Raw genomic sequence first — 26683 nt, 5'->3', positions numbered from 1 at the left:
TTGACCATGAGATGCCTGTGTATCGCTTGAACTGAGGATCAGAAAGCTTGTTTGAATCGATGTATTTCATCCGCAGATTATGCACGAATGCTAAGAAATCCGGAGTGCAAATATTAACCAAAAAGAAAATCGTTTTTTGATTTATGAAAGAGATCTAATATTTCTGTGATATTTCAAATATTTCAAATTTTATCCATCCCATATATTTTAATTCTTTAAATAAAATCCGATTTGAGATAGTCGTTATATTTAAAAAAGAGACTCTAAATATTGAATTCAATATTAAATATAGGCTAGTTGAACATGCTGAACCAATTGAAATAACCAGAATTAAAACCCATATAAAAAAATTAAAAATTAATTCACGAATTAAAAGATTCGGACTTGGAGAGTTTTACTTCTGGAGAGATAATTTATTATTAAAAAAATTTGACATAAAGGATGCTCTCAATCAAAGATTAAAGGAAATATCGGACTCTAATTTATCTTGTGATTGGAAAACAGCTCTTTACAAAGGTATGTTAGATAATACTTCTTTAATTGATTATTATTACTCAATAATTCCCATAGATAATAAAAACTGCAATAATACTGATAATAGCAACTGCAATTACATTACTATTGACTAGTTTATTAAAAATAAGCTAGTCAATAGTTATCCATTTAATAAATATAAAAAATTTTATTATTTTAATTTTTTACACCTAAATGTATTACTGATCCTAATTCGAGCATTATTTCGCAAAGTAATAGATCAATCGCATAAAACTGAATGAGTTCAAGCGTATCTAATTCACAGCCCTCACACTCTCCTGCAAACTTTGCTGCATCTTCTGAATAGAACCTTGTCCCTGACTGAATCTAGGTTTAGCTATGTTATTCAACTCAGGCTGTACCTCTTCAGATTCAATAACCTCTTCCGTATAAAAAAACTCCTCTATCAAATCCCCCCCTTCTTCAGTATTCACCCCAAACCGTGCATTGCCATAACCCTGCTTAGCTATTTGATCCAATGCCTCCTGATTAAATCCTGACTGCTTGATCTGCTGATCAATTTCTCGTGCAGTGTGAATCGCAGACTGCAAGTCCACTCCCTCCTTTAAAGTTAAATCAACGTAATACACTGGCTGACGGTAACTCTGTGTCGTGCTTTTTCCTCGTAAAGTCAGTTGCAAAGGTAGGCATGAAAGCAGACCATTCGATGCCGCGTGGTAATAATTCAACCGAGCCGCCAAAGTACGTATGCTGTTAAAACCTGTAGTTCTAAAAATGAATGTGCCGAATTCATCCGACTCATCTAAGTTCACATGCAAACGTCCGTATGGCTTACAGTGTCCTCCTTGCGCTAATGGACATAAATCTGGTGATGGACATGGATGCTGTTCTACCCCTTGTTGAGTCAATCGCTGACAGGTTTCACCATTACCCACACAGATAGGACGTCCTGTCTGACGATCAAATAAACTGTACTCCGCTCGTAGATTCAGTTCAGGATCGTTAAAGATCATTCTGACTGGAATACTTCTGAGCTTTTGATTGGGTGCTTTAGAGCGGAGCTGTTCATCCAGCGGATGTTTCACCCATCCACTTTCCTTATTTTGGATTTGTGAGGTAATGGTAAATTGATCGTCTTTTTCAGGCAGACGTTTACCATTCTTTTCGATAACACGGCCAATACTGATACGACCAAGCGTAGGCGGTGTGATTGCAAGACCTTTAATCATATTCTTTCCTTCAATAAAAAAGCTCCCTATCTAAGATAGAGAGCTGATGAATTTTGGTTGTTTAGTCTGTATAGATGTTAAAGCGACGACTGCCCTGCTTTTCCAGTGGGTACTGCTCGATCAGATCAGGTTGATGCTTTAACACTGCTTTGAGGTTTAGCCCCACCGAGTCCTTAGCTTTCTTCCAGACAACTGAGCCACGAGCAAACACTGCACGCTCCTTATCTGCCATCATCATTTGGATTTGATGCTTGAGCTGATCAAAGCGTTCTTGCTGATGCTGAATCTGTTCTTTGAGTCTGATCAGCTTGTCGAACATGAGGTTGGCATTCTCATTGGCTGAGAAGTCCTCAACTGATAGTGGTACATGTGCTGGATACAATTGCTGTATTGCTTTGGCTGCTGATTCACTAGCATCAACCGATGGTGGTGTATCGGTTTCCACACATTGCCAAAAGTACCGTTCTGCATTGATGATGTGTTCAATCACGGATTCAGAACGGGTCACTTTAAAAATCTTGGTTTCATGACCACAGAGCAAGACACAGACATGAGCTGATTGTTTACCTGTGACAGCCAACTGATGTTGTACCTGACATAGCACATATAGAGGCACTCCATCACGCCAGAGTTTTGCACCATGCTCGCCTGCGGTTTTACATTCCAAGATTTGTACTTCATCACTGCCTACCACGGAGTAATCTAGGTTAGCTAACATGAAATGCTTATCTGGATCAGGATGTTGAAGCACGGCATTTACACGACGCACTTTGTTATTGGTGTGCATGCTGTAGTATTCAGCTACTAAAGGCTCAAGCTGTTTACCCCAATACAATGGTGCAACACCCGAACTTTCATCTTCAATGGATTGACTCTGACGACCTGTTTTGATCAGCCATAGTTCGAGCATCGACATATAGGGATTGAGTCCACATGCCGTTGCTGCATCACTACTACCTATACCTTGCTTACGCACTTCAAGCCAATCCTGATATTCCATATTTTTGGTATTTACCAAACGCTTTGCTCCACTACTACGTTTGCTGCTGTGGGTTGATGGAATGAAGCTTGCTGTCATCGTGTTAGTTGATGGTGAAATTGGTGTCATTTGATTCATCGTTCTTTCCTTATAAATCTGAGTTTTTGTAAAAAAGACAGGCATAGAAAAGCCATACCCGACACGAGGTCGGGTATGGTGCTATACATGGCTTATGCTTGTTGGATAAATCGAGAGAATTACGTGAGTGCTGTGATCAGCGATTGTTGAGACTACTTGCGGGGTAAAGGCTCATTCAGCTCAGGCCATTAAAGACAGAGCCTGTTCGAGTCCTCGTTGCTTGAGTCCTGCACCCGCACCAAACCAAGCTGAATCTAGACGGTGATCGGTACTCATAGCACGACGTTCATGATCAACAAATTCGGTGATCGAACACAGTAGCCCATAAGCAGTGCCTTTAGCAGAAGACAACTCTGCACCCCGCCCCTGACCATTAAACATGTCCAAGGCTTTGGTCATGGCTTTACCGTTTGGTTCAGCCTTGTTTTGAGCTTCGGCATTTTGTGCAACCTGACGATAGAACTGGATGATGTTTTCTTCAGGATCTGCGATTGACATGGTGCTATTGTTAAACACCGCATCAAAGTACGCCTTAGCTTCTTGCTGACTGACCTTACGTTGTGTGAGTTGTTTCATTTCATACATGTGCTCATCCCATGCCCGCACTGAAATCCCCAATTGTTGTTTGACCTTTTCTGCATCAAACTTGGTACTGTGTGGGACTTTAACTACACCTGCACTGGCTGATGCACCTTTGAGTGCAATGGCTAAGGTGTTATTACACACCACACGGATACTCGTAAACTGTGCCGTGGTTGCCAGCGTACCGTCACAGGCTGATGCTAAGAGCACATAGCCATTGCTGACATCTTTACCCTTTAATGCAGTCGTCTGCCCTGTACGTGCCAAAGCCCAGAACTTCTTACCACCTTTGAGTACACCAGCAGTTTCCAGTTCAAAGCCTGATTGTTCTGTGAGATCACGGTAGAACTCCAATATCTCTTTAGGCTGTACTTCCTGATAACGTTGGCTAACCACAGATAGCGGTGCATGGGTATCAGAGCGGTATAAGACCCGCTGCTCTTCATAAGGCATGATGATGCTTTGTCCGCGTTCGTTTTGCGCCATGTAGCTGACATTGGAAGATTCAATGCGCCAGTCCATGCCGGCCTGCTGTGCCCAGACTTCAATCGGCTGATTATGCGTAAGCTGGTTGCCGAGGCCATGCCAAGGGGTGTCACCGACATAAGCCATTTGTTCAATTTGATGTGCCATAGTAAAGATTCCTGAAATTGATTGTATTAAAATATTTAGAAGTAATGGGCCATAAAGCGGTTAAGATTTGGCCCAAGCAAAATGTTGCTGGCAGTTCAAACAGTGATATTGTTCGGCTTGGCTGTAATAGGTTTCAAAGCAGTATTGGCTGACAACCACCAGCACCCCGCCAATTACCACACCTACAGCTGCGCCTGCCGCAGGTGAAAAGCCAGCCTTCTTGGCAAGCCTTGCTCCCAGCACAGCCATTTGTGCAGGTGAAATGCAGCGCTGCAGCTGTTCAAAGTAATTTGAGTTTGATTTCCCAGATGCTGTCTGTTTGACATTGCCCGACTTGCAGTAGGGACATTGAATTAAGGACACGATATATTCCTTATAGATAAATCCAGCTTTAGAGTGATGATCTACAGGCATAAAAAAACCGCATCCCTTTAGGATGCGGTTTAGTCAGCTCTAGATTGAAGTTCAGATTTAAACGCGCTTAGTTAAAGCTGTAGCTCGCTGTTCCCTGTTCCGTTTCAACATCTACACGCACGACATTATCGTAACCGCAGCCAGTTAGTTTCAGCCTTAAGCGCAAGCCCATTTTAAAGTGCTGCGGGTATTCCAGTGATCTGCGATAGCCTTCATAACTACATTCACCGTTATTAATTAAAACGTTGGTAACATCGATGGGGTCTGGGCTGTTGGAACGGATGGTGATGACATTCGCCACTTGGTTTTGCGCATACCAGTTACTGGTATCCTCTACATTCATTTCAACACTAAAAGTATTGGGATCAAGACTGGAGCCGCACCCAGATAACATCATGCCTGCAGCAGCTGTTACTGCAAACAGGATTGATTTAAAACATTTATTCATAGCAATCATCCTCAGCAGTAGTTGTAGCTCACGCCGTAGTCACCTGTCTCTAAATCAATACTGACCAGATGGATTTCACAGTCTGTACCATTATCAAATTTATAGACGTAGTAACGGTTACCAGCCTGTTCCGACTCTAATACGCCGTGTTCCTGCAAGCTAAAGCCGCTCACGGGTTTACCTGTATCTTTCGCAGCTTTGGCAAAAACCAACTGCTGGTACTTATCTATGTTTTTCTGCTCAAATTCTGGCAGCTCTGCATAAGGAAGCATCGACAGCAAGGTATCTGCTGCTTTTAAGTTTTTATCAAACTCACAGCTCAGCAGTTCAGGTTCATGCTGTACAGAATTTGATCCCTTTCCGCCAGTCAGCTCCTGCACATCAATCCCATCGACTTCCGCAGCAGGAATGCCTTCTGAAGCAGCAGTCTCTGAAGCCGGCATTTCATTTGCAGAAGCAGCGACCGTCTGTACAGGCGTTTCAACACTAGGTCTGCTAGAGAAAAAATAGAATCCTGACACAGTTACAATGGTCAACGCCAGAATAGCGGCCAGACCCAAAATGGTTTTTTGGTTCATCTCAAATGCTCCCTGTATTTAGTTTGGTACAGAGACTTGACCATTCTGAGCATTAAAGTGGACAACGCGCGGACAGCCGCCCTGAAAGTTCACCGTAAAATTGCGCCAGCCACGGTTGCCCGGATTGGTTTTATACATGCACTGATAAACCCCGCCACCAGTATGACGCGCTTGAATCAAATAGGATTCACTGGCTTGTGCAAACCAGCCTGCTTGCGCCCATGATGCGCCTGCAAGAAATGATGAAATCAGGGCAGTTTTTAGGAAAGTTTTTAACATAGTCATTTTCTCTTTTTACAGGCATCACCGGTCTTCAGCAGATCCAGTGTCCCCCCATGCAATATTTTTGGAATGAATATCTAAGTTTTTGAATTTTTTATAGACGATAAAGCGTACAGACCTACTTAGCTCAAAACAGCATTAGAGATTCATCTTCATATCGGTAATATGTATTTAAAAAAGTTTTATTCTTAAAAAGTCATAGATACAGCTATGCGCAATAGCACAGCACGCGGTCTAATGACCAATCGGCACAAATATTGAAAAAGAGAAAAATAAGGGATGATATTGATGTAAGCGCATGGCGTACTCCTTTGTTTTAAAAGAATCCTGCCAAATCACTGCTAATATGATGGTGGCAGAACGAAGGAGGGTTAGCAGACTGGTAACAAAGAAACCAGCACGCGCAAGCGCGTCCCCCCTCCGCCCTACCGCAAAGAAAGGGGGACGAACGGGTCCACAACATGCAAAATAGGATTTCACATATTGTCTTTGTTAATGGGTCTGCTAAAACCCGCTGACGATGTAGGTCAGCAGGCTAAGGATAATCTGCACGTTATATAGCGTCAAGTAAGCTAAGCAAATGAATAATCGAAATATTTAGAATTATTAAATGTTGGAATACATTTTTTAAACTACATTCCTTAATCTTCTAAATACAGATAAAAGAAACCAATTCAATCCAAAATTTGATGAGGGGTGAAATTAAATACAAGTAAAATCCATTGAAATACAAGTATTTAATTAAAAAATAGCGAAAGTAATGAGATTCTAGCTCACGGAGGGGTATAAGCTTTCGTCAGTTTTCAAAACTCGTGCATTAAACCGCTCTGCCATTCTTCCATATTACTTGAACCAAAAAAATGATTAATATTTAATCTTTAAATTTAATTAATGATCTAAAAAATTCAATTGAATAAGAAAAATAATGTACACATTAATTAGGGTGTGTTGACACTTTTAGCTTAAAAAATAGCGAAGTAGTAAAATCAAATCGCCAAACCCAATTTTACTATTCGCTATGCCTCGTACCATGCTGACAGATCAACACTGGCAAAAGTTGAAAACTATTTTGCGTAATTTATCTATTCATCACAACTTAAATTTACGTAATTTTATTGAAGCTATTCTCTATAGAATTAGAACAGGCTGTCCGTGGCGAGATATTCCTTCCTATTTCGGTCAATCAAACTCTATTTTCAAACGTTTTAATCGTTGGTCAAGCAGTGGTAAGTTGCTTAGATTATTCAAATTATTAGCATCATGCCCCGATATGGAGTGGATTTTTATTGATGGCTCTCACGTACGTGCTCATCAACATTCTTCCGGTATAGCGAATCAATCCATTTCTAAAAGTGTAGGAGGAAACTCCTCAAAAATACATTTGATTGTTGATGCAAATGGCAATCCTGTTGATTTCATGATTACCGATGGAACCACACATGACGTCAAAGTTGCACCTGATTTAATATTAACATTAGACTTAAAAGAGACAAAAGTGGTCTGCGCAGATAAAGGCTATGATTCAGAACCACTGCGTGAACAGATCAGAAAAACAGGGACAAAAGCGAATATACCAAAGAAAATAAATAGCCAATCGAACAATGATCATATGGACTGGTATTTATATAAAATCAGGCATTTAGTTGAAAATATGTTTTGTAGATTAAAGCAATTTAGAGGAATAGCTACTCGATATCACAAGCTCAAAAGAAATTATCAAAGTGCTGTTGCCTTAGCCTGTATATTTTTATGGCTACCTTTATAGGTTTAATTATGAACAGTAAATGTCAACAGACCCTAAACTTTCAAATTCTACCGTACATCACTGAATAGAATAACCACCATCGATCACATACTGTGAACCAGTAATAAATTTAGCTTCATCCGACCATAAAAATTTCACTAAGGCCGCCACTTCATCAGCTGTTCCTAAGCGCCCTACCGGATGTTTGGCTGCCAGCATTTCACTGTCGATATGCGCAATTAGCGGTGTTTCAATATATCCAGGATGCACTGAGTTGACACGGATATTTTCCGAAGCGTAATCTAATGCAACAGCTTTGGTCATTCCTGTCACTGCATGTTTACTGGTCACGTAAGCGGAGCGGTTTTTAGTACCGATTAGTCCAAGCATAGAAGATGTATTGACAATAGAACCGCCTCCGGATTTCAGCATCAGCGGAATCTGGTAATGCAGGCAATAATATATACTATTCACATTGACATTCATTACTCGATGCCACTCTTCAAACTCAAGATCCGCAATGCCTTTGGCTGTTGATGTCATACCAGCATTATTTAGCACAAAATCCAAACGGCCAAACTGTTGTTCAATTGCGTTGACGGCAGACTGAATAAACTTCGCATCGGTAACATCGCCGCAGAAGGTAATAATTTCGGTTTTATCCTGCAGCTGCGCTTTCAACTCCTCAAGAGCCTGTGCATTTAAATCCAACAGGCATAGACGACAAGATTGTTCTGCCATAGCGCATGCTGCTGCTTTGCCAATGCCTGAAGCAGCACCGCTGATCATTGCCACACGCTGAGATATCTTTGATTTATTGTCCATCTGGCTGAAACTCCTGCATATATTCAATTAGCTTTTCACGCATTTCTGTAGGTATAGATTTCTTTTCAAAACTGACTGGATCCACAATCACAATTACACTTTTACCAATGGCGACGAGCGACTCCTGCTGCTCGCTGAATACTTCATACAGCATCGTAAAACTGGTGTTACCTACATGCGTGACATATGAGTGGGTAATTAAATGATCGGGATAAACCACTGGACGACGATATTCGCATTCATTTTTCAAAATCACGCTATATAGATCATTTTCAAAAAATTGCAGATGATTTAAAAATGCTATCCGAGCATCTTCTAAATAACGAAAATAGTGCACATTATTCAGATGTCCAAATAAATCCATTTCTCCCCAAGAGATTGGACGGCTGACTTCAGATAGACTCAAATCAGTCACGGTACAGCCCCCCATTCACATGAATATTTTCACCCGTAATATAGGATGCGCCAGTGCTGCATAGGAAGGTGATTACTTCAGCAATTTCTTCAGGCTGGCCCAAACGTTTCAGCGGCGTGGTTTGAATCATCCCTTGTCGTTTTTCATCACTCATGCCCTTCATCATTGCAGTATCTATCAGCCCAGGGGAAACCGTATTAACTCTTGTACGTGGTGCTAACTCGATGGCAAGACTTTTGGTCAGTGCAATAACTCCCCCCTTTGCTGTTGCATAAGCTGTATGGGCAATACTGCCCTGATGACCTGCAATGGAAGAAATATTGACAATCGCACTCTTCTCAGACATGGCTGGCAAAAAACTTTTGATCAGATAGTAATTGGCATTCAAATTAATATTAATCTGATGGATCCACTGTTCGAAGCTTAAATCTGAAAGTTCAATATGCTTATACAGGCCAGCGGCATGAATAATAAAATCAACCTTTGGATACAGCTGCAGTGCTTGTTCAGTCACAGTATCCATGACATTAGGAGATGCAATATCTGCCTGAAAATAATGTGCGTGACTGTTTAGACTGTCTAAAAATTCACGGTCTTCTGGAACCACATCTATTAAAATAAAATTCACATCGTAGGGATCAAAGGCATGTATAACCGCGCGGGCAATTCCCCCTAGTGCGCCAGTTAAAACGACAGTTTTATGTTGCAGTCCTTTCATATTTTTATGTTCCATTCAAATTTTTAATCAGGTTCAATGTGTTTATTACGATGTATTGCTCAGTCACTGCCAGCATCAGCAATGTTTACGCTGATGCTGGATAGCTCATTCCTTATGAAAACTGTGTGCGATCCTCATGATCGACGTCATGTAATGAACGGCCACGCGTTTCCTGTAACATGAAGATTGCGAAGACAGACAGTACAATCACCCCAAAAATGTAAATCGTAATTGGTGTGGTTGAGTCATAAGTTTTCCACAACAAGGTTGCAATCATCGGTGCGATAGAACCCGCTAAAATTGAACTGATTTGATAACAGAACGATGACCCCGAATAACGCATACGCGTTGGGAAAATCTCTGCTAAGACTGCACCTTGACCCGCGTAGCACATGGCTTGGAAATACAGCCCCACACACATCGAAATTAAAACAGTCAAGAATGCGCCAGTATTCAGTCCTGTAAAATAAAATGGCAACCAAATTACAAGACCTGCATAGCCAATATACATGGTACGTTTACGGCCAATTTTGTCGGAAATAAAGCCTGAAAAAATCATGGCAAAGAATTGGAACGCGTTGGCACAGAGTAGTAAGAATAAAATTGTGGTGTAGTCAAATTTCAGCTGAATTGAAAGATAAGCAATGGAGAACACCACAATAATATAATAGGTTGAGTTTTCACCAACACGCATTAACATACCCAACAACGCCTGACGCGGGTATTGCACCAATACTTCCTTCAAACCCGCTGAGGCTTTTTGCTCTTGCTCTTGACGTTCAATTTGCGCTTTAAAAACATCAGATTCTTCAACATTTTTACGAATGTAATAGCCAATAAATACAATAATAGCAGAAAGCCAAAACGCAATACGCCAGCCCCAAGCTAAAAAGTCTTCCTGCAACAAGGTATAAGACAGCCCCAAAAGTACCAAACTCGCTAAGACATTCCCTGCACAAGCTGCTGCTTGTGGAAAGCTGGTCCAAAATCCACGCTGATGCTCGGGACTATGTTCGCCGACCAACAGCATTGCGCCGCCCCATTCACCACCAACCGCAAAACCTTGAATAAAGCGTAGCAGAACCAAAATGGCTGGCGCTGCATAACCAATACTGGCATAAGAAGGAATACAACCCATGGCAAAAGTGGCAAAACCAACCATAATCAAACTGATTTGCAGTAGTTTTTTACGGCCGTATTTATCACCATAATGACCAAAAACCAAACCGCCAAGTGGACGTGCAATAAAGCCAACGGCATAGGTTGCAAAGGCAGCAATAATGCCCATCAGTACACTGCCATCACCCATAGCCGGAAAAAACAATTTGGAGAAAACCAAAGTACTGGCAATGCCGTAAATAAAAAATTCATACCATTCTGCAATCGTGCCAGCCATTGCAGCACCGACAACTTTTTTAATCGAAGATTTATCAGCAGACTCTACGTCGATCGCTGCTTGATTCACTGCTTCCATGTGAACTTCCTGTTTTACAATAAAATTAATCTGATGTTTTACTTAGTTGATATTGCCTAAACAGACATATTTCATTTCCAAATATTCATCCATGCCATATTTCGAACCCTCACGGCCAATGCCAGAAGATTTCACCCCACCAAACGGTGCAGCAGCATTAGAAATTAGGCCGGTATTAATCCCCACCATCCCATACTCCAGCCCGCGTGCCACACGGATAAATTGATTCAAATCTTGAGTAAAAACATATGAGGCCAAACCAAATTCCGTATCGTTGGACATCGCCAAGACTTCAGCTTCTGTCTCAAATTTAAAGATTGGTGCAAATGGCCCAAAGGTTTCTTCTTTGGCACACAACATGTCTTGTGTCACATCTTTTACCAATGTAGGGACACACCAATTTCCCTCAGTGTTCTCTGCTTTACCAGCAACCAGTGAGGCACCTTTGGCCAAAGCATCAGCAATATGTTCTTCAACTTTTTTCACTGCTTTACGGTTGATCAATGGGCCAATATCAGTTTCTACTTCTAGGCCATTGCCCAATTTCAATGCTTCAACTTTGACTTTGAGTTTTTCGACAAATTCGTCATAAATCGCGCTTTGCACATAAATACGGTTGGCGCATACACAGGTCTGACCTGCATTACGGAATTTTGTATCCATCACACCCTGTACCGCCTGATCCAGTTGGGCTGAATTAAAGACCAATACTGGTGCATTGCCGCCCAGTTCTAAAGACAGTTTTTTCACTGTTGGTGCGCTTTGTGCCATCAGCTTTGCGCCAATTTCGGTTGAACCTGTAAAACTAAGTTTTTTAATTAACGGATGTGCCGTAAACATCTGACCAATTTTGGTTGATGAGCCTGTAACCACATTGAAAACACCACTTGGAATACCCGCCTGCACTGCTAATTTGGCAATTGCCAGTGCTGTAAGCGGTGTTTCAGAAGCAGGTTTGACGATAATGCTGCAACCCGCAGCCAAGGCTGGCGCAACTTTACGGGTAATCATAGCTGCTGGGAAATTCCACGGCGTAATGGCTGCACAAACACCAATAGCTTCTTTAAAAACCAAAATTTCGCTGTTAGCTGCAGAAGGAATGATATCGCCATAACTACGTTTGGCTTCTTCGCTAAACCATTCAATATAGCTGGCAGCATAAGCAATTTCGCCCTTAGCTTCTTTGAGCGGTTTGCCCTGCTCGACGGTCATAATGGTCGCTAAATCATCCTGATGCTGCATCAGCAGATCAAACCAATTTCTTAGGATACGACTACGTTCATTCGGTGCGACATTCTTCCATTTCTTTTGTGCAATATCTGCATCAACAATAGCTTGTTCAATTTCTAATTCGCCAAGCAGCGGTACATCAGTAATGTGCGACTGATCCAGTGGGTTACTCACTGCAAGTGTTTCTGCTGAAGAAACCCATTTACCATTAATTAAACATCTGTACTCAAAAACAGACAGCTGGCTAATATCCATATTTTTCATTCCTAATGTATTTATTGCTTAAATCGTGCGATTTTTTTGACTAAAGTGGATTGTTCTACACCTAAGGCGTCTGCTGTAGCTCGCGTTGAGCCATGCAGCTGTAGTGCTTCTAAAATTAAATTACGTTCAAACGCTAAAACTCGATCTTTTAAGTTTTGCTCCACATTCGAAGTTGGATTGTGTTTAAATTCTTTAGGTAAATCTTCAGGTTGAATTTCATCCTGTGATGTGCTGACCATCATGCTTTCAATCACATTTACCAGCTGACGAATATTTCCTGGCCATGACTGCTGTGCGAGAACTTCAATCACTTCTGGGCTAAAATGCTTATTCATTTGGTATTTATCATTGAATATTTTTTGATATTGCTGCACCAATGGCAGAATTTCTGAACGGCGCTGGCGTAACGGTGGCAGCTCTAAATCCACCACATTGATTCGGTAGAACAGATCCTCGCGGAATTCTCCTTCAGAGATCATCTCTTCCAAATTTCGATGTGTAGCTGCGATAATCCGAATATCAACCTGCTTAAATTCGGTTGCCCCAACGGGTAAAAAGCGCTGATCTTCAATGACTTTTAATAACTTAACTTGCATACTCAGTGGCAGATCACCAATTTCATCAAGAAACAGCGTGCCTTGATGAGCAATTTCGAGCAGCCCTTTTTTGCCCTTAGTCGATGCACCAGTAAATGCACCTGGCACATAGCCAAACAATTCAATTTCCAGCAAATTGTCTGGGATGCCTGAACAATTCAGCTCTAAAAATGCCTGTTCTGCTCTTGAGCCAATACTATGGATATAACGTGCCAATTTACTTTTACCTGTGCCCGTTTCTCCCCGCAGCAGCACCTTGCTGTCAAATTTGGCAATATTGGTTGCCAAATCAAAAATCTTGCGGGTTTCACGCGAAATGATCAGGTCATGGGCTGCACTCGAAATGTGATATTGCGACTGACTACGAAACAGATTTTCCAGCTGTTCCTGCGCATGTTTAGCGCGCAGCAATTCAGTAATATCGCGTACACTGGTCACCACGCACATCAATTGCTGACGCTCATCAAAAATCGGACTACCCGTCACCAGTATTTTTTGACAACCATGAATGGTCTGAACCAGCGTCACCACTTCCCTGCGCTTAATCACCTCGAGTGAAGCGGAATTCGATAGGTAACCGACTTCCACCAGATCACCCATATAGCGCCCAATTAAGATGCTACGGTTTAAACCAGTAATACGTTCATAAGCATTGTTGACGGCAATGGTGACCGCATCAGCATCGGTGATGTAAATGCCGTCCTGAATTGCATCAATTAAAGAGCGAATCGGCTCAATTTCAAATATTGATCGGCCTTCACGTGACTGTAATGCAAAACGGTCTTTACTGGCTTTAATAAAGGCTTCAACCTGATCTATGCTCATGGCAGTTCCTTTAGGCTCAGTAAGCTTCGCGGTAAATGGCTTCTATATCCTGCACACTCAATTGGCGAGGGTTATTTTTCAGCAGACGCTCCACCTTAATTGCTTCAGCTGCCAAAGCTGGAATATCTGATTCCAAAATACCAAAAACACGTAGCCCTGATGGAATGTTTAATTGCTGGCAAAAACGATGAAGGAATTCCACCAATTTTTCCGCATTTGATAGATGTTGCTGACCTTCTGCCAGTTTCAAAATGACTGCGATTTTGCTCAGTCGCTCAGCACAGCCCAACACATTCCATTCCAGTACATAAGGCAACATCAAGGCATTGCTGACCCCATGCGCCATTTTGAATTTTCCACCCAATGGATAAGCCAAGGCATGGACAGCGCCCACGCCTGCGTTACCAAAGGCCAATCCAGCCATTAAGCTGGCAGTTGCCATTTTTTCCCGTGCAATTAAGTTGGACGGCAAGGCATAAGCTTGTGGCAAATATTCCACAATCAGCTCAATCGCCTGCAATGCCAGAGCATCTGTAATCTCGGTATGATTAACAGAGATATAAGCTTCTATCGCATGTACTAAAGCATCTACACCGCTGGCAGCCGTCACAGATGCTGGACAACTCACCGACATTAGCGGCGAAACAATCGCAACATCTGGCAACAGATAATCACTGACAATGCCCTGCTTCATTTGATTGGCTGTATCTGAAAGAATAGCAATGTTGGTAACTTCTGAACCTGTACCAGAAGTTGTAGGGATCACAATGAGCGGAATGTTGCGGCCCTGAATTTTATCAGTACCAACAAAATCACGGATCTCACCGTCCTGACCCGCGAAAGCAGCGACGCATTTAGCAATATCTAATGCACTGCCACCACCGACAGCAATCACAGCATCACTTTGATGCGAATGATAAAATTCAATACAATCCTGTACCTGTTCTAGCTCTGGCTCGGGTTTAACAGAATCGTAAATGGAATATTCAATATCCAGTAGATCCAGCACGTGCTGGATGGTGCCCGATTTCACTACGCCTTGGTCACTGACAATCAGCGGTTTTTGAATATTAAATTTCAGCAGCGCCTGTGCCAAATAATCCAGTGCATCCTGCCCAGTGATTAATTTATTCGCGCTTTTAAATGTCGAAAAAGTCATAAACTGCCCTGTTAGATTTTATTAGCAATGTATTTGCCGATCTGTCCTAGATATTCTTCTGCTACGGGCAACTTGCCCGCTAAAGTAAAAATGCCATGCATCAAACCTGATAAATGGTGATACTCCACACTGATGCCGCTTTGAATTGCACGTTGTAGATAAAGCAAAGCCTCATCACGTAGTGGATCATGTTCCAGTGTCAGGAGATAAATTTCTCCATTGGCAGGGTCGAAAGGCTGATCAAGTAGCGATACTTGGGCTTTAGCAGACTCACTGTCTGTCAGCTGATCGAAGAACCAATGCATGGTACTTTGCACCAAAGGAAAACCCTCGTTATACGCTGCATAACTGGCTGATTCAGGATAGAAACCAATTACTGGATAAAGCAGCACCTGCGCTTTCAGCTGAATTTGATATTTTTGATAAAAATTTTGCCCAAGGTATGCCGCCAAATTTGCACCTGCGCTGTCACCGCAAAACACCATACGATCTACATTGACTTTCCATGCTTCCTGATTCGCTACAATGTACTGGAGTGCATTGTCACAATCACAGTAAGGGACTGGAAAGGCATGCTCTGGGGCTAAACGGTAATCTACGGCAATCACTCGTACATCCGCACTGTCTGCAATTTTTCTACAAATTGAATCATGGCTGTTTAGATTACCAATCACCCATCCACCACCATGAATAAACAACACAGTTGGACGTGCCTCACTACATTCTAATTCACGGTCATATAGACGAAGATGAACTGGCTCACCTGCAATCTCAGCCTCAATATCCCGTGTTTGGATATGGTCTAAATCGCGCATCGCCGCCAAGACGCAATTGGCTTCGTAACCTGCTCGCAGCGCTGGAATTTCACCCATTTTTTCAAATGACAATCCGCCATTTTTTAAAAAGGCTTCAATAATCGGCTGAGCATCGGGGTGCAGCATGCGGCTCATGCGAATTCACCTACAGCTGTATGGCGTGGTGAAGCATAATCTTCGGCATTAAACTGGGTATAGCTGCGGTAAGCTTCTACATTTAAAGGCCAGTTATTGATGACTTTACCTGCCGCATTTTTGTACCAACTTGAGCAGTCTGATGAAAATGCAGAACCGGCCATTTTGGCTTGGATATCAACATTGTATGCTCTGAATTTATCTGCTTTAACATCCAAAGAGGTTTGTTGCTTCAAAATGTATTGTGTTGCATCCACAACATATTGATGCTGAATTTCTAGCATCGTCACAATGGAGTTGTGGTTTAAATTGGTATTTGGACCATAGATCAGGAACATATTGTTAAATGATGGCACTGTTAGGCCAAGATATGCTTCTGCTCCCTCTGACCAAAGGTCTGACAAACGCTCGCCTTGATTGCCAATAATGTCCAAATCACCATTAAAGTTTTGGCTGGCAAAACCTGTACCATAAATGATTACATCCGCTTCAATCACTTCTCCAGTAGTGGTAATAACAGCATTTTCAGTGATTTCAGCAATACCATCCGTGACTAAAGACACGTTGTCACGGTTCAGCGCTGGAAAATAATCATCGGTACGTAGAATACGCTTGCAGCCGAACTCATAATCTGGTGTGAGCTTTTTACGCAGTTCTTCATCTTGTATGCTGCTATGTAAGTGTTCCAAAGCAATACGTACACCTTCTTGCTGAGATGCTGTACCCTGCTGTGTGCGGTCAAATCCTTCTTCACGCATCCGATGAATTTCATTACGGCTAGCAAAAAATGTCTCTGGATTTCTTTCAAATTCATCTAATTCGGCATCTGTGAATACAATTTGCCCGCGTGGCATAATCCAATTGGCGCTACGCTGAAATACTGTTAAATGCCCAGCCGCTCTAGCGACTTCAGGAATGTACTGCACTGCACTGGCCGCATTGCCAATACTAACGACTTTTTTACCGCTTAAGTCGATATCATAGTCCCACGCCGCTGAATGAAAGGCTTGGCCTTTGAATTTTTCTGCGCCTTTAAAATGTGGTGTAACTGCTTTATTTAGTTGTCCCCATGCTGGTACAAATACCTTAGCCTTTACGGGTGCTTGCCCACGAATTTGTAAATCCCACAGCTGTTCTTGTGAATTCCACACCGCTTGGGTAATTTCAGCATCATATTGAATATGTGGTTCTAAATCAAAATGTTTTGCCAAGCGCTGTAGATAATCCAGCAATTCGCTTTGGCCTGCATACATACTGCTGACACGCAAATTGGGGAAATAAGTGAAGCAATAAATATGCGATTGGGTATCACAGGCAGCACCCGGATAAATATTGTCACGCCAAACACCACCTAGGGCTGACGCTTTTTCAAAAATCTTAAAATTATGTAGACCGTTGCGTTTAAGCAGTGCGCCCATGCCTAAACCGCCATAACCTGAACCTAAAATTGCAACATCAATTACTTCACTAGTCATTTGCTCAATCCTTTAAAAAATTTCCATATCTAATGAAAAAAATCATCACAAGATACATTTCAATATTCATGCCAACTTTCACATAAACAATAACTTGTTGTTTTAGATTAGATTAAGTTAATTAATACATGCAATATCTGATGAATTTATTCATATATGTGAATATATTGATGAATTTTTTACTCAGCACTCTGTTGTAGATAATTTTTAAAAGACTTAGCACTCTTAAGATGCTGAATTTATTCTTATACTTTGGTCTTGTTTTATTATTTTATTACGTGATATTTCATATTTAAATTAGTCATTTTTTAAGCTTTTGAATATTTCTATGTCAAATTGGCAAGCAACTGTTAAATATGCTGATTATTCCAATTCTGACAAAAGTCTCAAATCAGCAGATTGATGAATTAATTCTTTAATTTCATTCTCTATAGATCATTGAGAGTGATTTAAATTATTTCATCTCTTTGCCAACTTTCGCTACGAATCAAATACACAGAGCTTAATTGACTTTATTAGTACTGCAACAAATGATTGGTTTGGCTTAAATTTTTAATCAATGTAAATAGAATTTCGATAATGGCTTGAGAACATAACTACTTCAATTTTGACGAAGCAAAGATTTAAACATCCCAAATGCGTTCAGTAGACTTGCTGAACAACATTAGGGATTGAGTATATCGCAGTAAGTAAAATCTCAAAACTGGCTAGTTAAAATCAGACTAGTTAAAACCGAATCAATTAAAATCAGAAAACTTTTTTCACTTATAAGCAAAAAGCCTTAGACTCGTTCAATAACCATAGCAAGCCCTTGACCAACCCCAATGCACAGGCTAATTACCGCATATTTTTTTCCACTGCGCTGCAATTCACGTGCTGTACTTAATGCTAAGCGTGCACCTGATGCACCTAGCGGATGACCCACTGCAATGGCTCCACCATTTGGATTAACGCGTTGATCATCAAATGCAATATTCAGCCCTTTCAGGCAAGCCAAAACTTGTGAAGCAAATGCTTCATTAATCTCAATAATATCCATATCAGCTAAATTCAGCTTGGCACGTTTTAATGCCAAATGAATCGCCTCTACAGGGCCAGCACCCATGATTCGTGGCTCAATACCTGCGGCAGCAGAAGACAAGATTCGCGCCATCGGCTGTATACCCAGTATTTGCTCTGCTTGTGCAGAACCGATCAGTAGCGCAGCTGCACCGTCATTAACACCAGATGCATTGCCTGCCGTAACGACCCCATTTTCAAACAAAGGCTTTAGTTTTTGTAGAGCTTCCAAGGTAGAAGAAGGACGCGGATGTTCATCCTCAATCACAGCTTTGGCTGGTAGCTTACGCCCTTGCGCAACATCGATACTGACAATTTCTCCGTCAAAAAAACCTGCTTGCTTGGCTGTCTCATATTTCGCTTGAGAAGCTGCTGCAAAAGCATCCGCTTGTTCACGGCTGATCCCATATTCAAATGCAACGTTATCACCAGTTTGAGGCATCGTGTCATCGCCAAACTGTTTTTCGATTTGAGGATTAGGAAAACGTGCACCAATGGTCGAATCAAAAACTTTAAAATCTCGACTAAAAGGTGCTTCTGACTTGGCAAAAACTAAGGGCGCGCGAGACATCGACTCAACACCGCCTGCTATAAAGACATCGCCTTCATCACAGGTCACAGCACGGGCAGCGTCAATTACCGCAGCCAAACCAGAAGCGCATAAACGATTTACCGTTTGTGCCGGTGTTTTCACATCTAAACCTGCCAGCAGTGCCGCATGACGCGCAATATTCCGGCTATCTTCACCCGCTTGATTGGTATTACCTAAGATCACGTCAGCATAGATGTCATTAGGTAGCTGATGTTTTTCCACTAATGCTCGTATTACATGTGCAGCGAGATTATCCGGACGGATTGACGATAAAGCGCCTGCATGACGGCCAAAAGCACTGCGTACACCATCATAAATATAAGCATTTAACATGTTTTATTTCCCTATAAAGTTTGAGTCTAGATGGATTGGGTCTAAACGAATTAGGCATGAAGTAATGACAGCTGTAAACGTGCACGGCGCTGCAGCCAAGGGCTTGGGCGGTAGCGCTGATCGCCTGTATTGGCATAGATCCGTTCTAAAATCAGGAGTATTCGGTCTGGTCCCAATACATTACCCCAAGAGATTGGGCCATGCGGATAGCCCAACCCAATTTTAACTGCCTGATCGATATCTGATGGTGCTGCAATCTGTTGCTGTGCAATATCACAAGCTAAATTCACTACCATTGCCAGCACGCGCTGAGCAACAAAACCTATGCTTTCCTCAACAACACTTACACCATGATCTTCCTTTGCGAACAGTGCATGCGCTTGATCAATATAATTCTTAGAGCTAACAATTGATGGCATGAGGGTACGGTGCTGAGCAAAATCAGTCAGCATATCAATTGAGACTGAACGTACAGGATCTACACCAAAACGTAATGCCGCTGTCGTGGTATCTTCGCCATACGTCGCTAATAGAATTAAACTGTCAGTTGCTGGATTCGATGCGCAATCAAGCACAGCACCCTGTGCTTGAACGTAATCTTTGAGCTGCTGCGCATCCTGCTCACGGTCAGCTTGAATCCATACCGTATTAAAAGTGTAAACTTCAGGCACAGCTTGCTTCGGAGTTTCATTTATTTTTTTACTATTTTCATAGCGGTAAAAACCTTCACTGACTTTACGGCCAACTTTCTTGCCAGCGAGCATTTGGCGGGTTAAGGCGCTTGGGCGGTAGCGGTCTTCTTGATAATATTGATTATAAATTGACTCCATCACTGGATGCGAAACATCTAGACCCGTCAAATCAAATAGTTCCAGCGGTCCCATTTTAAATCCAGCGCCTTCACGCAATATTCGGTCAACTTCAGAAACGGAAGCCACGCCCTCACCCAAAATTTTCAGCGCTTCCGTGCCATAAGCACGGCCAGCATGATTGACAATAAATCCTGGCGTGTCCTTGGTGCGCACACCAAAATGCCCCATACGCTGAGCGAGTTCAAGTAAAGCTATGGCAACGCTTTCATCAGTCGCTAAACCGGAAATAACTTCGACAATTTTCATTAAAGGGACAGGATTAAAAAAGTGAAACCCTGCCACTCTGCATTGATGATGAAGTTCTGAAGCGATAGCTGTTACAGATAGTGATGAGGTATTGGTGGCTAATATAGTTTCCTGGCCAACAATACTTTCCAGCTGTTTAAATAATTGCTGTTTGATCTGCAAGTTTTCGACAATTGCCTCAACAACGAGATCAACCCCAGCCACGTCTTCGATATGCTCCAGCACGCTAAAACGTGCCAAGATATGATCCAGCTCTACTTGGGTAAATTTGCCTTTGGCCTGCAATTTTTGCAGTGTGTTTTTTAACTGTAAGAGACCTGCTTCTGCTACCCCAGCTTTGACATCATAGAGTCGCACTTCTACTCCAGCTTGCGCTGCAATCTGCGCAATGCCCATGCCCATCACGCCTGAACCAATCAGTGCCATTGATTGAATAGTCATACTTATTCTCCCGTATACTGCGCTGGACGTTTTTCAAAGAAGGCATTTACACCTTCTTTCTGATCTTGAGTATCAAATAAAATCTGAAAAGCTTTACGTTCTAAAGCCAGCCCAGCCTGTAACGGCATATCAGGCCCAAGCTGAGCCACTTCTTTAATTTGTTGAAGAGCAATTGGGGAATACGCTGCAATGGTTTTAGCCAAATCCAACGCATGATCAATGGTTTGTTCATCTTCCACTACTTCAGAAACTAAACCCATACGATTGGCATGTTCTGCACTAATAAATCTTCCTGACAGAAGTAGCAACATTGCCTGATATTTACCAACCGCACGCAGCAAGCGCTGTGTACCACCAGCACCTGGCATCAGACCAAGTTTTACTTCGGGCTGACCAAACTGGGCTGATTTTCCTGCAATAATAATGTCAGCATGCATCGCTAATTCGCAGCCACCACCTAAGGCATATCCGTTAACAGCAGCAATAATCGGCTTACTGCAATCCGTAATGCTTTGCCAATACTGTTCAGTCCGGCGTAGATACATTTGTGCCGTGGTCGCTGTTGTAAAATCTTTAATATCTGCTCCAGCAGCAAAAACCCGACTTCCGCCAGTGATGACGATTGCACGAACTGCAGAATTTTGTTGTAGTTGAATAAACGCATCGGACAAGGCTTGACGCAATTCCAAATTCAATGCATTTCTCGCTGTTGGCCGATTTAGCACCAGCAGTGCTACGCCATCATTTTTAATGCTAATTTCGAGTAGTGAAGGATTGTCCATATCGTCATCTCTGTATATTCAAGGCTTTTCAATCATTGAAAAGCACAAAATGCGGTAGTTAGGCTTTGATTAAAATTTGAATGTATATTCCAAAATCGTTCTTAGCTCATCAATATCATCATAACGATAACCTTTGGTTGCACGGCTTGTTGCATAACGCAATTTTACATCGAGGCCTTTTGCAAAGCCTGATGGCACTTTATAAGATGCTTGAAGATTGGTTTCACGATGGGTGTAATCTACATTTGGATCGTAGACAAAACGCTTGGTGTAAAATGGGTTGTTGCTGTTACTGTTATCAATATCCCAACCATAAAAGTAACGTCCCATGAACGTTAAGCCAGGAATGCCGTAAGGTGACATATCTACTTCATATTTCACTTGCACTGATTTTTCATGCGCTTCAGAAAAAGTAGAATATTGGCCCACGTTATAGTTCAGGTTGTTTGAGCCAACAGAAGAAAAACCTACAATATCAAAAGGCTCATTCCCAAACACTTGCTGATACCCAAAAGATAAGGTGTGATTTTTGTAGTTGTAATCGGCCATAGCAGAAGCAATATATGCCTCAATATCACCACCATTTTTCTTGCCCGTATCGATATTACTGAAACTGGTGAAGCCAAGTTTTAGTTTTTGATCTTCATCAATTTTTTTAAAATATGTTCCGCCCAAATAAGCTTGATTCCAGACATCTTCTAATTCAGAAAAATAGGCGGTTAAAGAGGCATTTGGAAAACTGTAAGTACCACCAAGGAAGCTGACACTATTGGCCTTGATACCTGCGCCATAATCAGTGGTGAAATAATTTAGATCTTTGGTCGAATCCAGTGGATTCATGCTGTAAAAATAACCGACATTAATTAATAAATTGTTAAAGCTTTTATCCTGAATACTGACACCTGTACTCACCGTCGGTAATAGTCGAACTGTACTTGTTGCAAGCACAGGCACATAAGGGAATTGGTCACCATAGGTCAGGACGGTATCTTTATATTTAAGTTTTAGTGCACCACCTATTTCACCATAAGCACTTTTCGTTTCTCCTGTCACAGGGTCGTATTGAAGCAACAAGGTTCCTGTTTCATAAATATCACTATAGAGCCTAAGACCTAAAAGACCATATGCATCAAATCCAACCTGCAATGGCGTATCGGTATAACCAGATGAATACTTTGCAACAAAGCCCTGCCCCCATTCATTTCGAGTATTATTTCTTTCCTCTAATGGCAATTGTGAGTTCGCACCTGAAGGATTTTTACCGCCACTTTCATACTCACGATAAAAATGAAAATTTCTACCTAAAATTTCAAGTTGATCATCTTTAAAAATAAGATCTGCATAAGCAAAATTTGGCATAGCTATAACCAAACCAATACCCGTAGCAATTTTTTTCATTGATAAATTCATCAAAAATAATTCCATATTAAAAAATATCCATATAAAATAAAAATGCATATTATTAATAAATATATTCCTTATTATTTATTAATAAACGAAGGCATAATTATTTTTTATTCTATGAATAATTTCATAGTATCCAAATGCAAAACTTAATCTTTAATTAAGTTTCACATATATGAAATATCGGAATAAATTCAACTTAAAACTAGTCAAAGGATATGAAATATGAATGTTGATACACAAACAAAATTGCAGGAATTTTTGGATAGAGAAGCCATTCGAGATTGCTTATACCGTTACTGCAGAGGTGTTGATAAGGCTGATTTAAATGCTTTAAATTCAGCATACTGGGAAGATGCAATGGATTATCATGGGGCATATCAAGGCTCCGCTACTGGTTTCATCAGCGCAGCCATGAATAGCCTTAAAAGTGCCGTCGTTAGTATTCACCAGATCAGCAATATACTGATCGACTATCAGCCTGATGTATGCAAGGTAGAATCTAAATTTTTTGCACTCCAAATTTATCCAGATCAAAATAATAATAATCTTGAGACTCAAATATGGGGGCGCTATGCAGATAATTTTGAGAAAAGAAATGGCATATGGAAAATAGCAAAAAGAATCGTAATATACGATTGGGTACAAGAAAATAAAATGCAAGCCATTTCAAAAGAAGCTCGATTTAAATTAAGACAGCCAGTTGGATGTATGTATCCAGAAGATCCTATTTACTCATTACTATAGAATTTAAAATATAAATAACAAAAGCTGAATCCAATGATTCAGCTTTTGTTAGAGAGGCTTATTTCACAGTTTGTACTGTATATTCAGTCGCTACTTTAGTTTTCTTTTTAAATATTAAAGAAACTGAAATCGCAGCAATAATCGCTGGAATACTAATTAAAGCGAAATTCATCAAATGGGTTAAATGCAGGGTCAGTACATAACCGGTCACAATCGGACCAACAATCGCACCGAATTTACCGATAGAAGATGCCCAGCCAATCCCAGTTGAGTTTGCCACCAACGGATAGAATTGAGAAATATAGCTATACAGAAGAATGGCTCCGCCCTGAATAGATGCTCCTGCAATAATGACCAAACTGTACAGAATGAACGCACTAGATTTAAAGCCAAGACCAAATAGCGCCAATCCACCCATTAGGAACATACAGATCAATACTGTGCGTAGATTAAATTTATCCGCCAGTACACCACCAAAGAGTGTGCCTAAAATACTGCCGAAATTCAGCGCCATTAAGAAGTAAATACTCTTATCTAATGGATAACCCGCAATCATCATCAATTTCGGTAACCAGCTGCTAAGCGCATAAACAATGAGCAAAACCATAAAGAACGCGGTCCAGAAAAGTAAAGTACCACCAGCTCGCCCATCTTTAAAAAGAATATTGACAGAGTTTTTTGCTGTGTCGGAATCCTTATAAAGGGTGAATTCCTGCTCCAAATGGTTCACTTTTTCAGGTAACACGCGGTTCAGTGTATCCTCTGCCAACTTCAACTTACCTTGACCTACCAAATAGCTCACTGATTCAGGCAAGTATTTCCACATAAATGGAATGAGAATAACTGGCACGCCTGCAACTGCAAACATAATACGCCAGCCAGAATCCTGTACATACATAGAGCCAATTACAGCAGAAATAATTCCGCCAATAGCAAAACCACTAGACATTAAACCAATCATGGTTGTGCGCTTAGTTTTAGGAGAAAACTCTGCAGTCAAAGCCACAATATTTGGCATAATACCGCCCACGCCTACACCAGCGAGAAAACGTAAAGTACCAAATTCCAGCGGCTGTGATGCAAATGTGCATAGGAACGTTGCCACACTTAGCAAAGTCACACTCATCATCATGATTTTTTTACGGCCGACATAATCTGCAATAATACCGCAGCCCAGTGATCCCACAGCCATCCCTACCAGCGCCGTACTTCCTAAAATACCTGCTTCAATGGATGTTAAGGTCCATTCCTGCATCAGCAGCGGCAATACAACACCATAGACCACCAAATCATAACCTTCAAAAGCACTGATTAATGCTCCCCAAATCAAAAATTTGACATGAAAGCTATTAATTTTGGCTTCATCTAGCAGTTTTGTGACGTTAATAGAACTCTTGTACATTATTCACCTCCATTGTGAATAAATAGTTATTTTTCACTTAAAATCAATACTAATACCTAAAGCTATTGAGGCTACACAAAAAAAACGTTCTTTATAAATATAAAGATAAAAAATAAGGCACAGTCTTTTGAGACTGTGCCTAAATACTTAACTAGCGATACTAACGACTGAGCTTCCAATTGCTTTATTAACAGCTGGGATAATTTTTTCACCCCATAAATCAATTTGCTTCAACATCGTTTTCTGATCAAAGTCACCCAGTTGTGTTTGAATTGCAATTTGATCTGGTTTTAAAATTTCAATTTCTTCGATTAATTTTTCAATCACATAATTAATGCCGCCAATTGGCATGTTCTTAGCCATTTGCTCGAAAGATAAATCTTGCTCAGTTGGCATTTCTTTAATCATGTAACCATCTTCACTTTGCTGTGTACGTTTCTGCAAAGCTTCCGAAAGACGGCGCTGGTAGCGAGCATTCTCCAAATAGCTTTCCACTTCCGCTTTATTTTCGCTGGCATAGCAACAACGCAACAATGCTATTTTACTATCTGAAACTTGTTTACCTACGCTTTCTGCAGCAGCTTCTAAATTCTCGCGCACCTGACGGATACGATCATTGCCATCATGATAAGCGGTCACAAAAATGTTATGCCCTTCTTTGTAAGCACGCGACATACTTCGCGGTGAACCCGCTGCCATCCAAATTGGAGGCGTAGGCTGCTGTACTGGACGCACAGCAATAGCTGTTGGTGGAATTTGAATATGCTCACTAGAATGTTCAAAAATTTTATTGTTCAAACCTTTCATAATGATTTCTAAATATTCATTGAACACTTGTGGTGCATCACCTAAATCAATGCCAAAACGTTCAAATTCAAATTCCTGATATCCTGAACCGACGCCAAAATCCAAACGACCATTTGAAACAATATCTGCAAAGCCAATTTCAGATAATAGGCGCTGAGGCTGATAGAGCGGCAGTACACATACAGCTGAACCTAAGCGAATTTTTGAAGTTTGACCTGCACACGCCGCCACCATCATCAATGGTGAAGGTACAAGGCTATAGTTATTAAAATGATGTTCTGCAAACCAAGCTGCATCAAAGCCGGCTTTTTCAGATGCTACTGTTTGTTCAATTGAGTTTAAAATTACTTGTTCAGATGTCTGGTGATAACCGCGCTGCGCAGCCAAAATAAATGTACCAAATTCCATATTAAAATCTCCTGATTACATTTTTTAAAATAAATCATCCCTGAGCGCTAAAATTTTTTTTTGCGCTAAAATGATTTTGATCCATTGTTTATTTAAGTTTAAAAATTAAACTTTATTTTGAAATTTATATCTCTTGC

24 protein-coding genes are annotated in these 26683 nt (G+C 41.1%); 2 read left to right on the top strand and 22 right to left on the bottom strand.

Annotated elements, in window-relative coordinates:
• Positions 1–788: 788 nt before the first annotated feature.
• The 7 genes from FTU13_RS08280 to FTU13_RS08250 form a co-directional block, all read right to left on the bottom strand.
• Positions 789–1724 (bottom strand): hydrolase or metal-binding protein, encoded by a 936-nt coding sequence (locus FTU13_RS08280; RefSeq protein WP_180132066.1) that lies wholly within the window; start codon positions 1722–1724, stop codon positions 789–791.
• Positions 1725–1785: 61 nt separating this feature from the next.
• Positions 1786–2802 (bottom strand): YqaJ viral recombinase family protein, encoded by a 1017-nt coding sequence (locus tag FTU13_RS08275; RefSeq protein ID WP_373684603.1) that lies wholly within the window; start codon positions 2800–2802, stop codon positions 1786–1788.
• A gap of 219 nt (positions 2803–3021) precedes the next feature.
• Positions 3022–4056, bottom strand: a complete 1035-nt coding sequence (locus FTU13_RS08270; RefSeq protein ID WP_180132063.1) for a DUF932 domain-containing protein — start codon at positions 4054–4056, stop codon at positions 3022–3024.
• A 60-nt stretch (positions 4057–4116) separates the two neighbouring features.
• Positions 4117–4419 (bottom strand): hypothetical protein, encoded by a 303-nt coding sequence (locus FTU13_RS08265; protein WP_180132069.1) that lies wholly within the window; start codon positions 4417–4419, stop codon positions 4117–4119.
• 118 nt (positions 4420–4537) lie between these two features.
• Positions 4538–4918 carry a hypothetical protein gene (locus FTU13_RS08260; RefSeq protein WP_180132062.1) on the bottom strand — a complete coding sequence of 127 codons (381 nt, stop codon included), beginning with the start codon at positions 4916–4918 and terminating at the stop codon, positions 4538–4540.
• Positions 4919–4929: 11 nt separating this feature from the next.
• Positions 4930–5496, bottom strand: coding sequence for a hypothetical protein (locus tag FTU13_RS08255; RefSeq protein WP_180132061.1), 567 nt, complete (start codon positions 5494–5496; stop codon positions 4930–4932).
• 18 nt (positions 5497–5514) lie between these two features.
• Entirely contained in the window at positions 5515–5775 is a 261-nt protein-coding gene (locus FTU13_RS08250; RefSeq protein ID WP_180132068.1) for a hypothetical protein, read from the bottom strand.
• Positions 5776–6796: 1021 nt separating this feature from the next.
• Here FTU13_RS08250 and FTU13_RS08245 point away from each other — a divergent pair.
• Complete coding sequence (locus tag FTU13_RS08245) at positions 6797–7543, top strand: IS5 family transposase (RefSeq protein WP_180132060.1); 747 nt, start codon at positions 6797–6799, stop codon at positions 7541–7543.
• Positions 7544–7600: 57 nt separating this feature from the next.
• On the opposite strand, the gene FTU13_RS08240 is transcribed toward FTU13_RS08245, so the two are convergent.
• The 13 genes from FTU13_RS08240 to FTU13_RS08180 all read right to left on the bottom strand — a co-directional run bounded on the left by FTU13_RS08240 (position 7601) and on the right by FTU13_RS08180 (position 23176).
• The gene (locus FTU13_RS08240) at positions 7601–8347 is read right to left on the bottom strand and encodes an SDR family NAD(P)-dependent oxidoreductase (protein ID WP_180132059.1); all 747 of its coding nucleotides are present in this window, start codon (positions 8345–8347) and stop codon (positions 7601–7603) included.
• Entirely contained in the window at positions 8337–8762 is a 426-nt protein-coding gene (locus FTU13_RS08235) for a thioesterase family protein (RefSeq protein WP_180132058.1), read from the bottom strand. The genes FTU13_RS08240 and FTU13_RS08235 overlap by 11 nt, the downstream gene beginning before the upstream one ends.
• The gene (locus FTU13_RS08230) at positions 8755–9480 is read right to left on the bottom strand and encodes an SDR family NAD(P)-dependent oxidoreductase (RefSeq protein WP_180132057.1); all 726 of its coding nucleotides are present in this window, start codon (positions 9478–9480) and stop codon (positions 8755–8757) included. Before FTU13_RS08230 ends, FTU13_RS08235 begins: the two co-directional genes overlap by 8 nt.
• Positions 9481–9592: 112 nt before the next feature.
• Entirely contained in the window at positions 9593–10954 is a 1362-nt protein-coding gene (locus tag FTU13_RS08225) for an MFS transporter (RefSeq protein ID WP_180132056.1), read from the bottom strand.
• A 42-nt stretch (positions 10955–10996) separates the two neighbouring features.
• Positions 10997–12439, bottom strand: a complete 1443-nt coding sequence (locus FTU13_RS08220; RefSeq protein ID WP_180132055.1) for an NAD-dependent succinate-semialdehyde dehydrogenase — start codon at positions 12437–12439, stop codon at positions 10997–10999.
• Positions 12440–12459: 20 nt separating this feature from the next.
• Positions 12460–13869, bottom strand: a complete 1410-nt coding sequence (locus FTU13_RS08215; RefSeq protein WP_180132053.1) for a sigma-54-dependent Fis family transcriptional regulator — start codon at positions 13867–13869, stop codon at positions 12460–12462.
• Between the two features lie 16 nt (positions 13870–13885).
• Complete coding sequence (locus FTU13_RS08210) at positions 13886–15028, bottom strand: iron-containing alcohol dehydrogenase (protein ID WP_180132051.1); 1143 nt, start codon at positions 15026–15028, stop codon at positions 13886–13888.
• An 11-nt stretch (positions 15029–15039) separates the two neighbouring features.
• On the bottom strand, positions 15040–15978 hold the full coding sequence (locus tag FTU13_RS08205; protein WP_180132050.1) for an alpha/beta hydrolase: 939 nt from the start codon (positions 15976–15978) through the stop codon (positions 15040–15042).
• Complete coding sequence (locus FTU13_RS08200; protein ID WP_180132049.1) at positions 15975–17453, bottom strand: NAD(P)/FAD-dependent oxidoreductase; 1479 nt, start codon at positions 17451–17453, stop codon at positions 15975–15977. Before FTU13_RS08200 ends, FTU13_RS08205 begins: the two co-directional genes overlap by 4 nt.
• Before the next feature lie 781 nt (positions 17454–18234).
• Positions 18235–19437 carry a 3-oxoadipyl-CoA thiolase gene (locus tag FTU13_RS08195; protein WP_180132048.1) on the bottom strand — a complete coding sequence of 401 codons (1203 nt, stop codon included), beginning with the start codon at positions 19435–19437 and terminating at the stop codon, positions 18235–18237.
• A 50-nt stretch (positions 19438–19487) separates the two neighbouring features.
• Positions 19488–21002 (bottom strand): 3-hydroxyacyl-CoA dehydrogenase, encoded by a 1515-nt coding sequence (locus tag FTU13_RS08190; protein ID WP_373684602.1) that lies wholly within the window; start codon positions 21000–21002, stop codon positions 19488–19490.
• Positions 20999–21778 (bottom strand): enoyl-CoA hydratase, encoded by a 780-nt coding sequence (locus FTU13_RS08185; protein WP_180132046.1) that lies wholly within the window; start codon positions 21776–21778, stop codon positions 20999–21001. The genes FTU13_RS08190 and FTU13_RS08185 overlap by 4 nt, the downstream gene beginning before the upstream one ends.
• A 69-nt stretch (positions 21779–21847) precedes the next feature.
• Entirely contained in the window at positions 21848–23176 is a 1329-nt protein-coding gene (locus FTU13_RS08180; RefSeq protein ID WP_257227206.1) for an OprD family porin, read from the bottom strand.
• A 231-nt stretch (positions 23177–23407) separates the two neighbouring features.
• Here FTU13_RS08180 and FTU13_RS08175 point away from each other — a divergent pair, with 231 nt between their 5' ends.
• On the top strand, positions 23408–23929 hold the full coding sequence (locus FTU13_RS08175; RefSeq protein WP_180131032.1) for a nuclear transport factor 2 family protein: 522 nt from the start codon (positions 23408–23410) through the stop codon (positions 23927–23929).
• A 58-nt stretch (positions 23930–23987) separates the two neighbouring features.
• Here FTU13_RS08175 and FTU13_RS08170 read toward each other — a convergent pair whose 3' ends face one another.
• Together FTU13_RS08170 and FTU13_RS08165 are read right to left on the bottom strand one after the other, a co-directional pair.
• Positions 23988–25331, bottom strand: coding sequence for an MFS transporter (locus tag FTU13_RS08170; protein WP_180131030.1), 1344 nt, complete (start codon positions 25329–25331; stop codon positions 23988–23990).
• 147 nt (positions 25332–25478) lie between these two features.
• Positions 25479–26546: an LLM class flavin-dependent oxidoreductase gene (locus tag FTU13_RS08165; RefSeq protein WP_180131028.1), complete on the bottom strand. Its 1068-nt coding sequence runs from the start codon at positions 26544–26546 to the stop codon at positions 25479–25481.
• Positions 26547–26683: the final 137 nt, after the last annotated feature.

The sequence above is a fragment of the Acinetobacter sp. YH12064 genome (assembly GCF_013419735.1).
Lineage (GTDB): Bacteria > Pseudomonadota > Gammaproteobacteria > Pseudomonadales > Moraxellaceae > Acinetobacter > Acinetobacter amyesii.
This window is presented reverse-complemented; position numbering and strand designations above follow the sequence as displayed.

Bases quoted from the DNA above. Each gene is read 5' to 3' on its own strand.
- FTU13_RS08280 (WP_180132066.1), bottom strand. From the start codon at position 1,724: ATGATTAAAGGTCTTGCAATCACACCGCCTACGCTTGGTCGTATCAGT.
- FTU13_RS08275 (WP_373684603.1), bottom strand. From the start codon at position 2,802: ATGACAGCAAGCTTCATTCCATCAACCCACAGCAGCAAACGTAGTAGT.
- FTU13_RS08270 (WP_180132063.1), bottom strand. From the start codon at position 4,056: ATGGCACATCAAATTGAACAAATGGCTTATGTCGGTGACACCCCTTGG.
- FTU13_RS08260 (WP_180132062.1), bottom strand. From the start codon at position 4,918: ATGAATAAATGTTTTAAATCAATCCTGTTTGCAGTAACAGCTGCTGCA.
- FTU13_RS08255 (WP_180132061.1), bottom strand. From the start codon at position 5,496: ATGAACCAAAAAACCATTTTGGGTCTGGCCGCTATTCTGGCGTTGACC.
- FTU13_RS08250 (WP_180132068.1), bottom strand. From the start codon at position 5,775: ATGTTAAAAACTTTCCTAAAAACTGCCCTGATTTCATCATTTCTTGCA.
- FTU13_RS08245 (WP_180132060.1), top strand. From the start codon at position 6,797: ATGCCTCGTACCATGCTGACAGATCAACACTGGCAAAAGTTGAAAACT.
- FTU13_RS08240 (WP_180132059.1), bottom strand. From the start codon at position 8,347: ATGGACAATAAATCAAAGATATCTCAGCGTGTGGCAATGATCAGCGGT.
- FTU13_RS08230 (WP_180132057.1), bottom strand. From the start codon at position 9,480: ATGAAAGGACTGCAACATAAAACTGTCGTTTTAACTGGCGCACTAGGG.
- FTU13_RS08225 (WP_180132056.1), bottom strand. From the start codon at position 10,954: ATGGAAGCAGTGAATCAAGCAGCGATCGACGTAGAGTCTGCTGATAAA.
- FTU13_RS08220 (WP_180132055.1), bottom strand. From the start codon at position 12,439: ATGGATATTAGCCAGCTGTCTGTTTTTGAGTACAGATGTTTAATTAAT.
- FTU13_RS08215 (WP_180132053.1), bottom strand. From the start codon at position 13,869: ATGAGCATAGATCAGGTTGAAGCCTTTATTAAAGCCAGTAAAGACCGT.
- FTU13_RS08210 (WP_180132051.1), bottom strand. From the start codon at position 15,028: ATGACTTTTTCGACATTTAAAAGCGCGAATAAATTAATCACTGGGCAG.
- FTU13_RS08205 (WP_180132050.1), bottom strand. From the start codon at position 15,978: ATGAGCCGCATGCTGCACCCCGATGCTCAGCCGATTATTGAAGCCTTT.
- FTU13_RS08200 (WP_180132049.1), bottom strand. From the start codon at position 17,453: ATGACTAGTGAAGTAATTGATGTTGCAATTTTAGGTTCAGGTTATGGC.
- FTU13_RS08195 (WP_180132048.1), bottom strand. From the start codon at position 19,437: ATGTTAAATGCTTATATTTATGATGGTGTACGCAGTGCTTTTGGCCGT.
- FTU13_RS08185 (WP_180132046.1), bottom strand. From the start codon at position 21,778: ATGGACAATCCTTCACTACTCGAAATTAGCATTAAAAATGATGGCGTA.
- FTU13_RS08180 (WP_257227206.1), bottom strand. From the start codon at position 23,176: ATGAAAAAAATTGCTACGGGTATTGGTTTGGTTATAGCTATGCCAAAT.
- FTU13_RS08175 (WP_180131032.1), top strand. From the start codon at position 23,408: ATGAATGTTGATACACAAACAAAATTGCAGGAATTTTTGGATAGAGAA.
- FTU13_RS08170 (WP_180131030.1), bottom strand. From the start codon at position 25,331: ATGTACAAGAGTTCTATTAACGTCACAAAACTGCTAGATGAAGCCAAA.
- FTU13_RS08165 (WP_180131028.1), bottom strand. From the start codon at position 26,546: ATGGAATTTGGTACATTTATTTTGGCTGCGCAGCGCGGTTATCACCAG.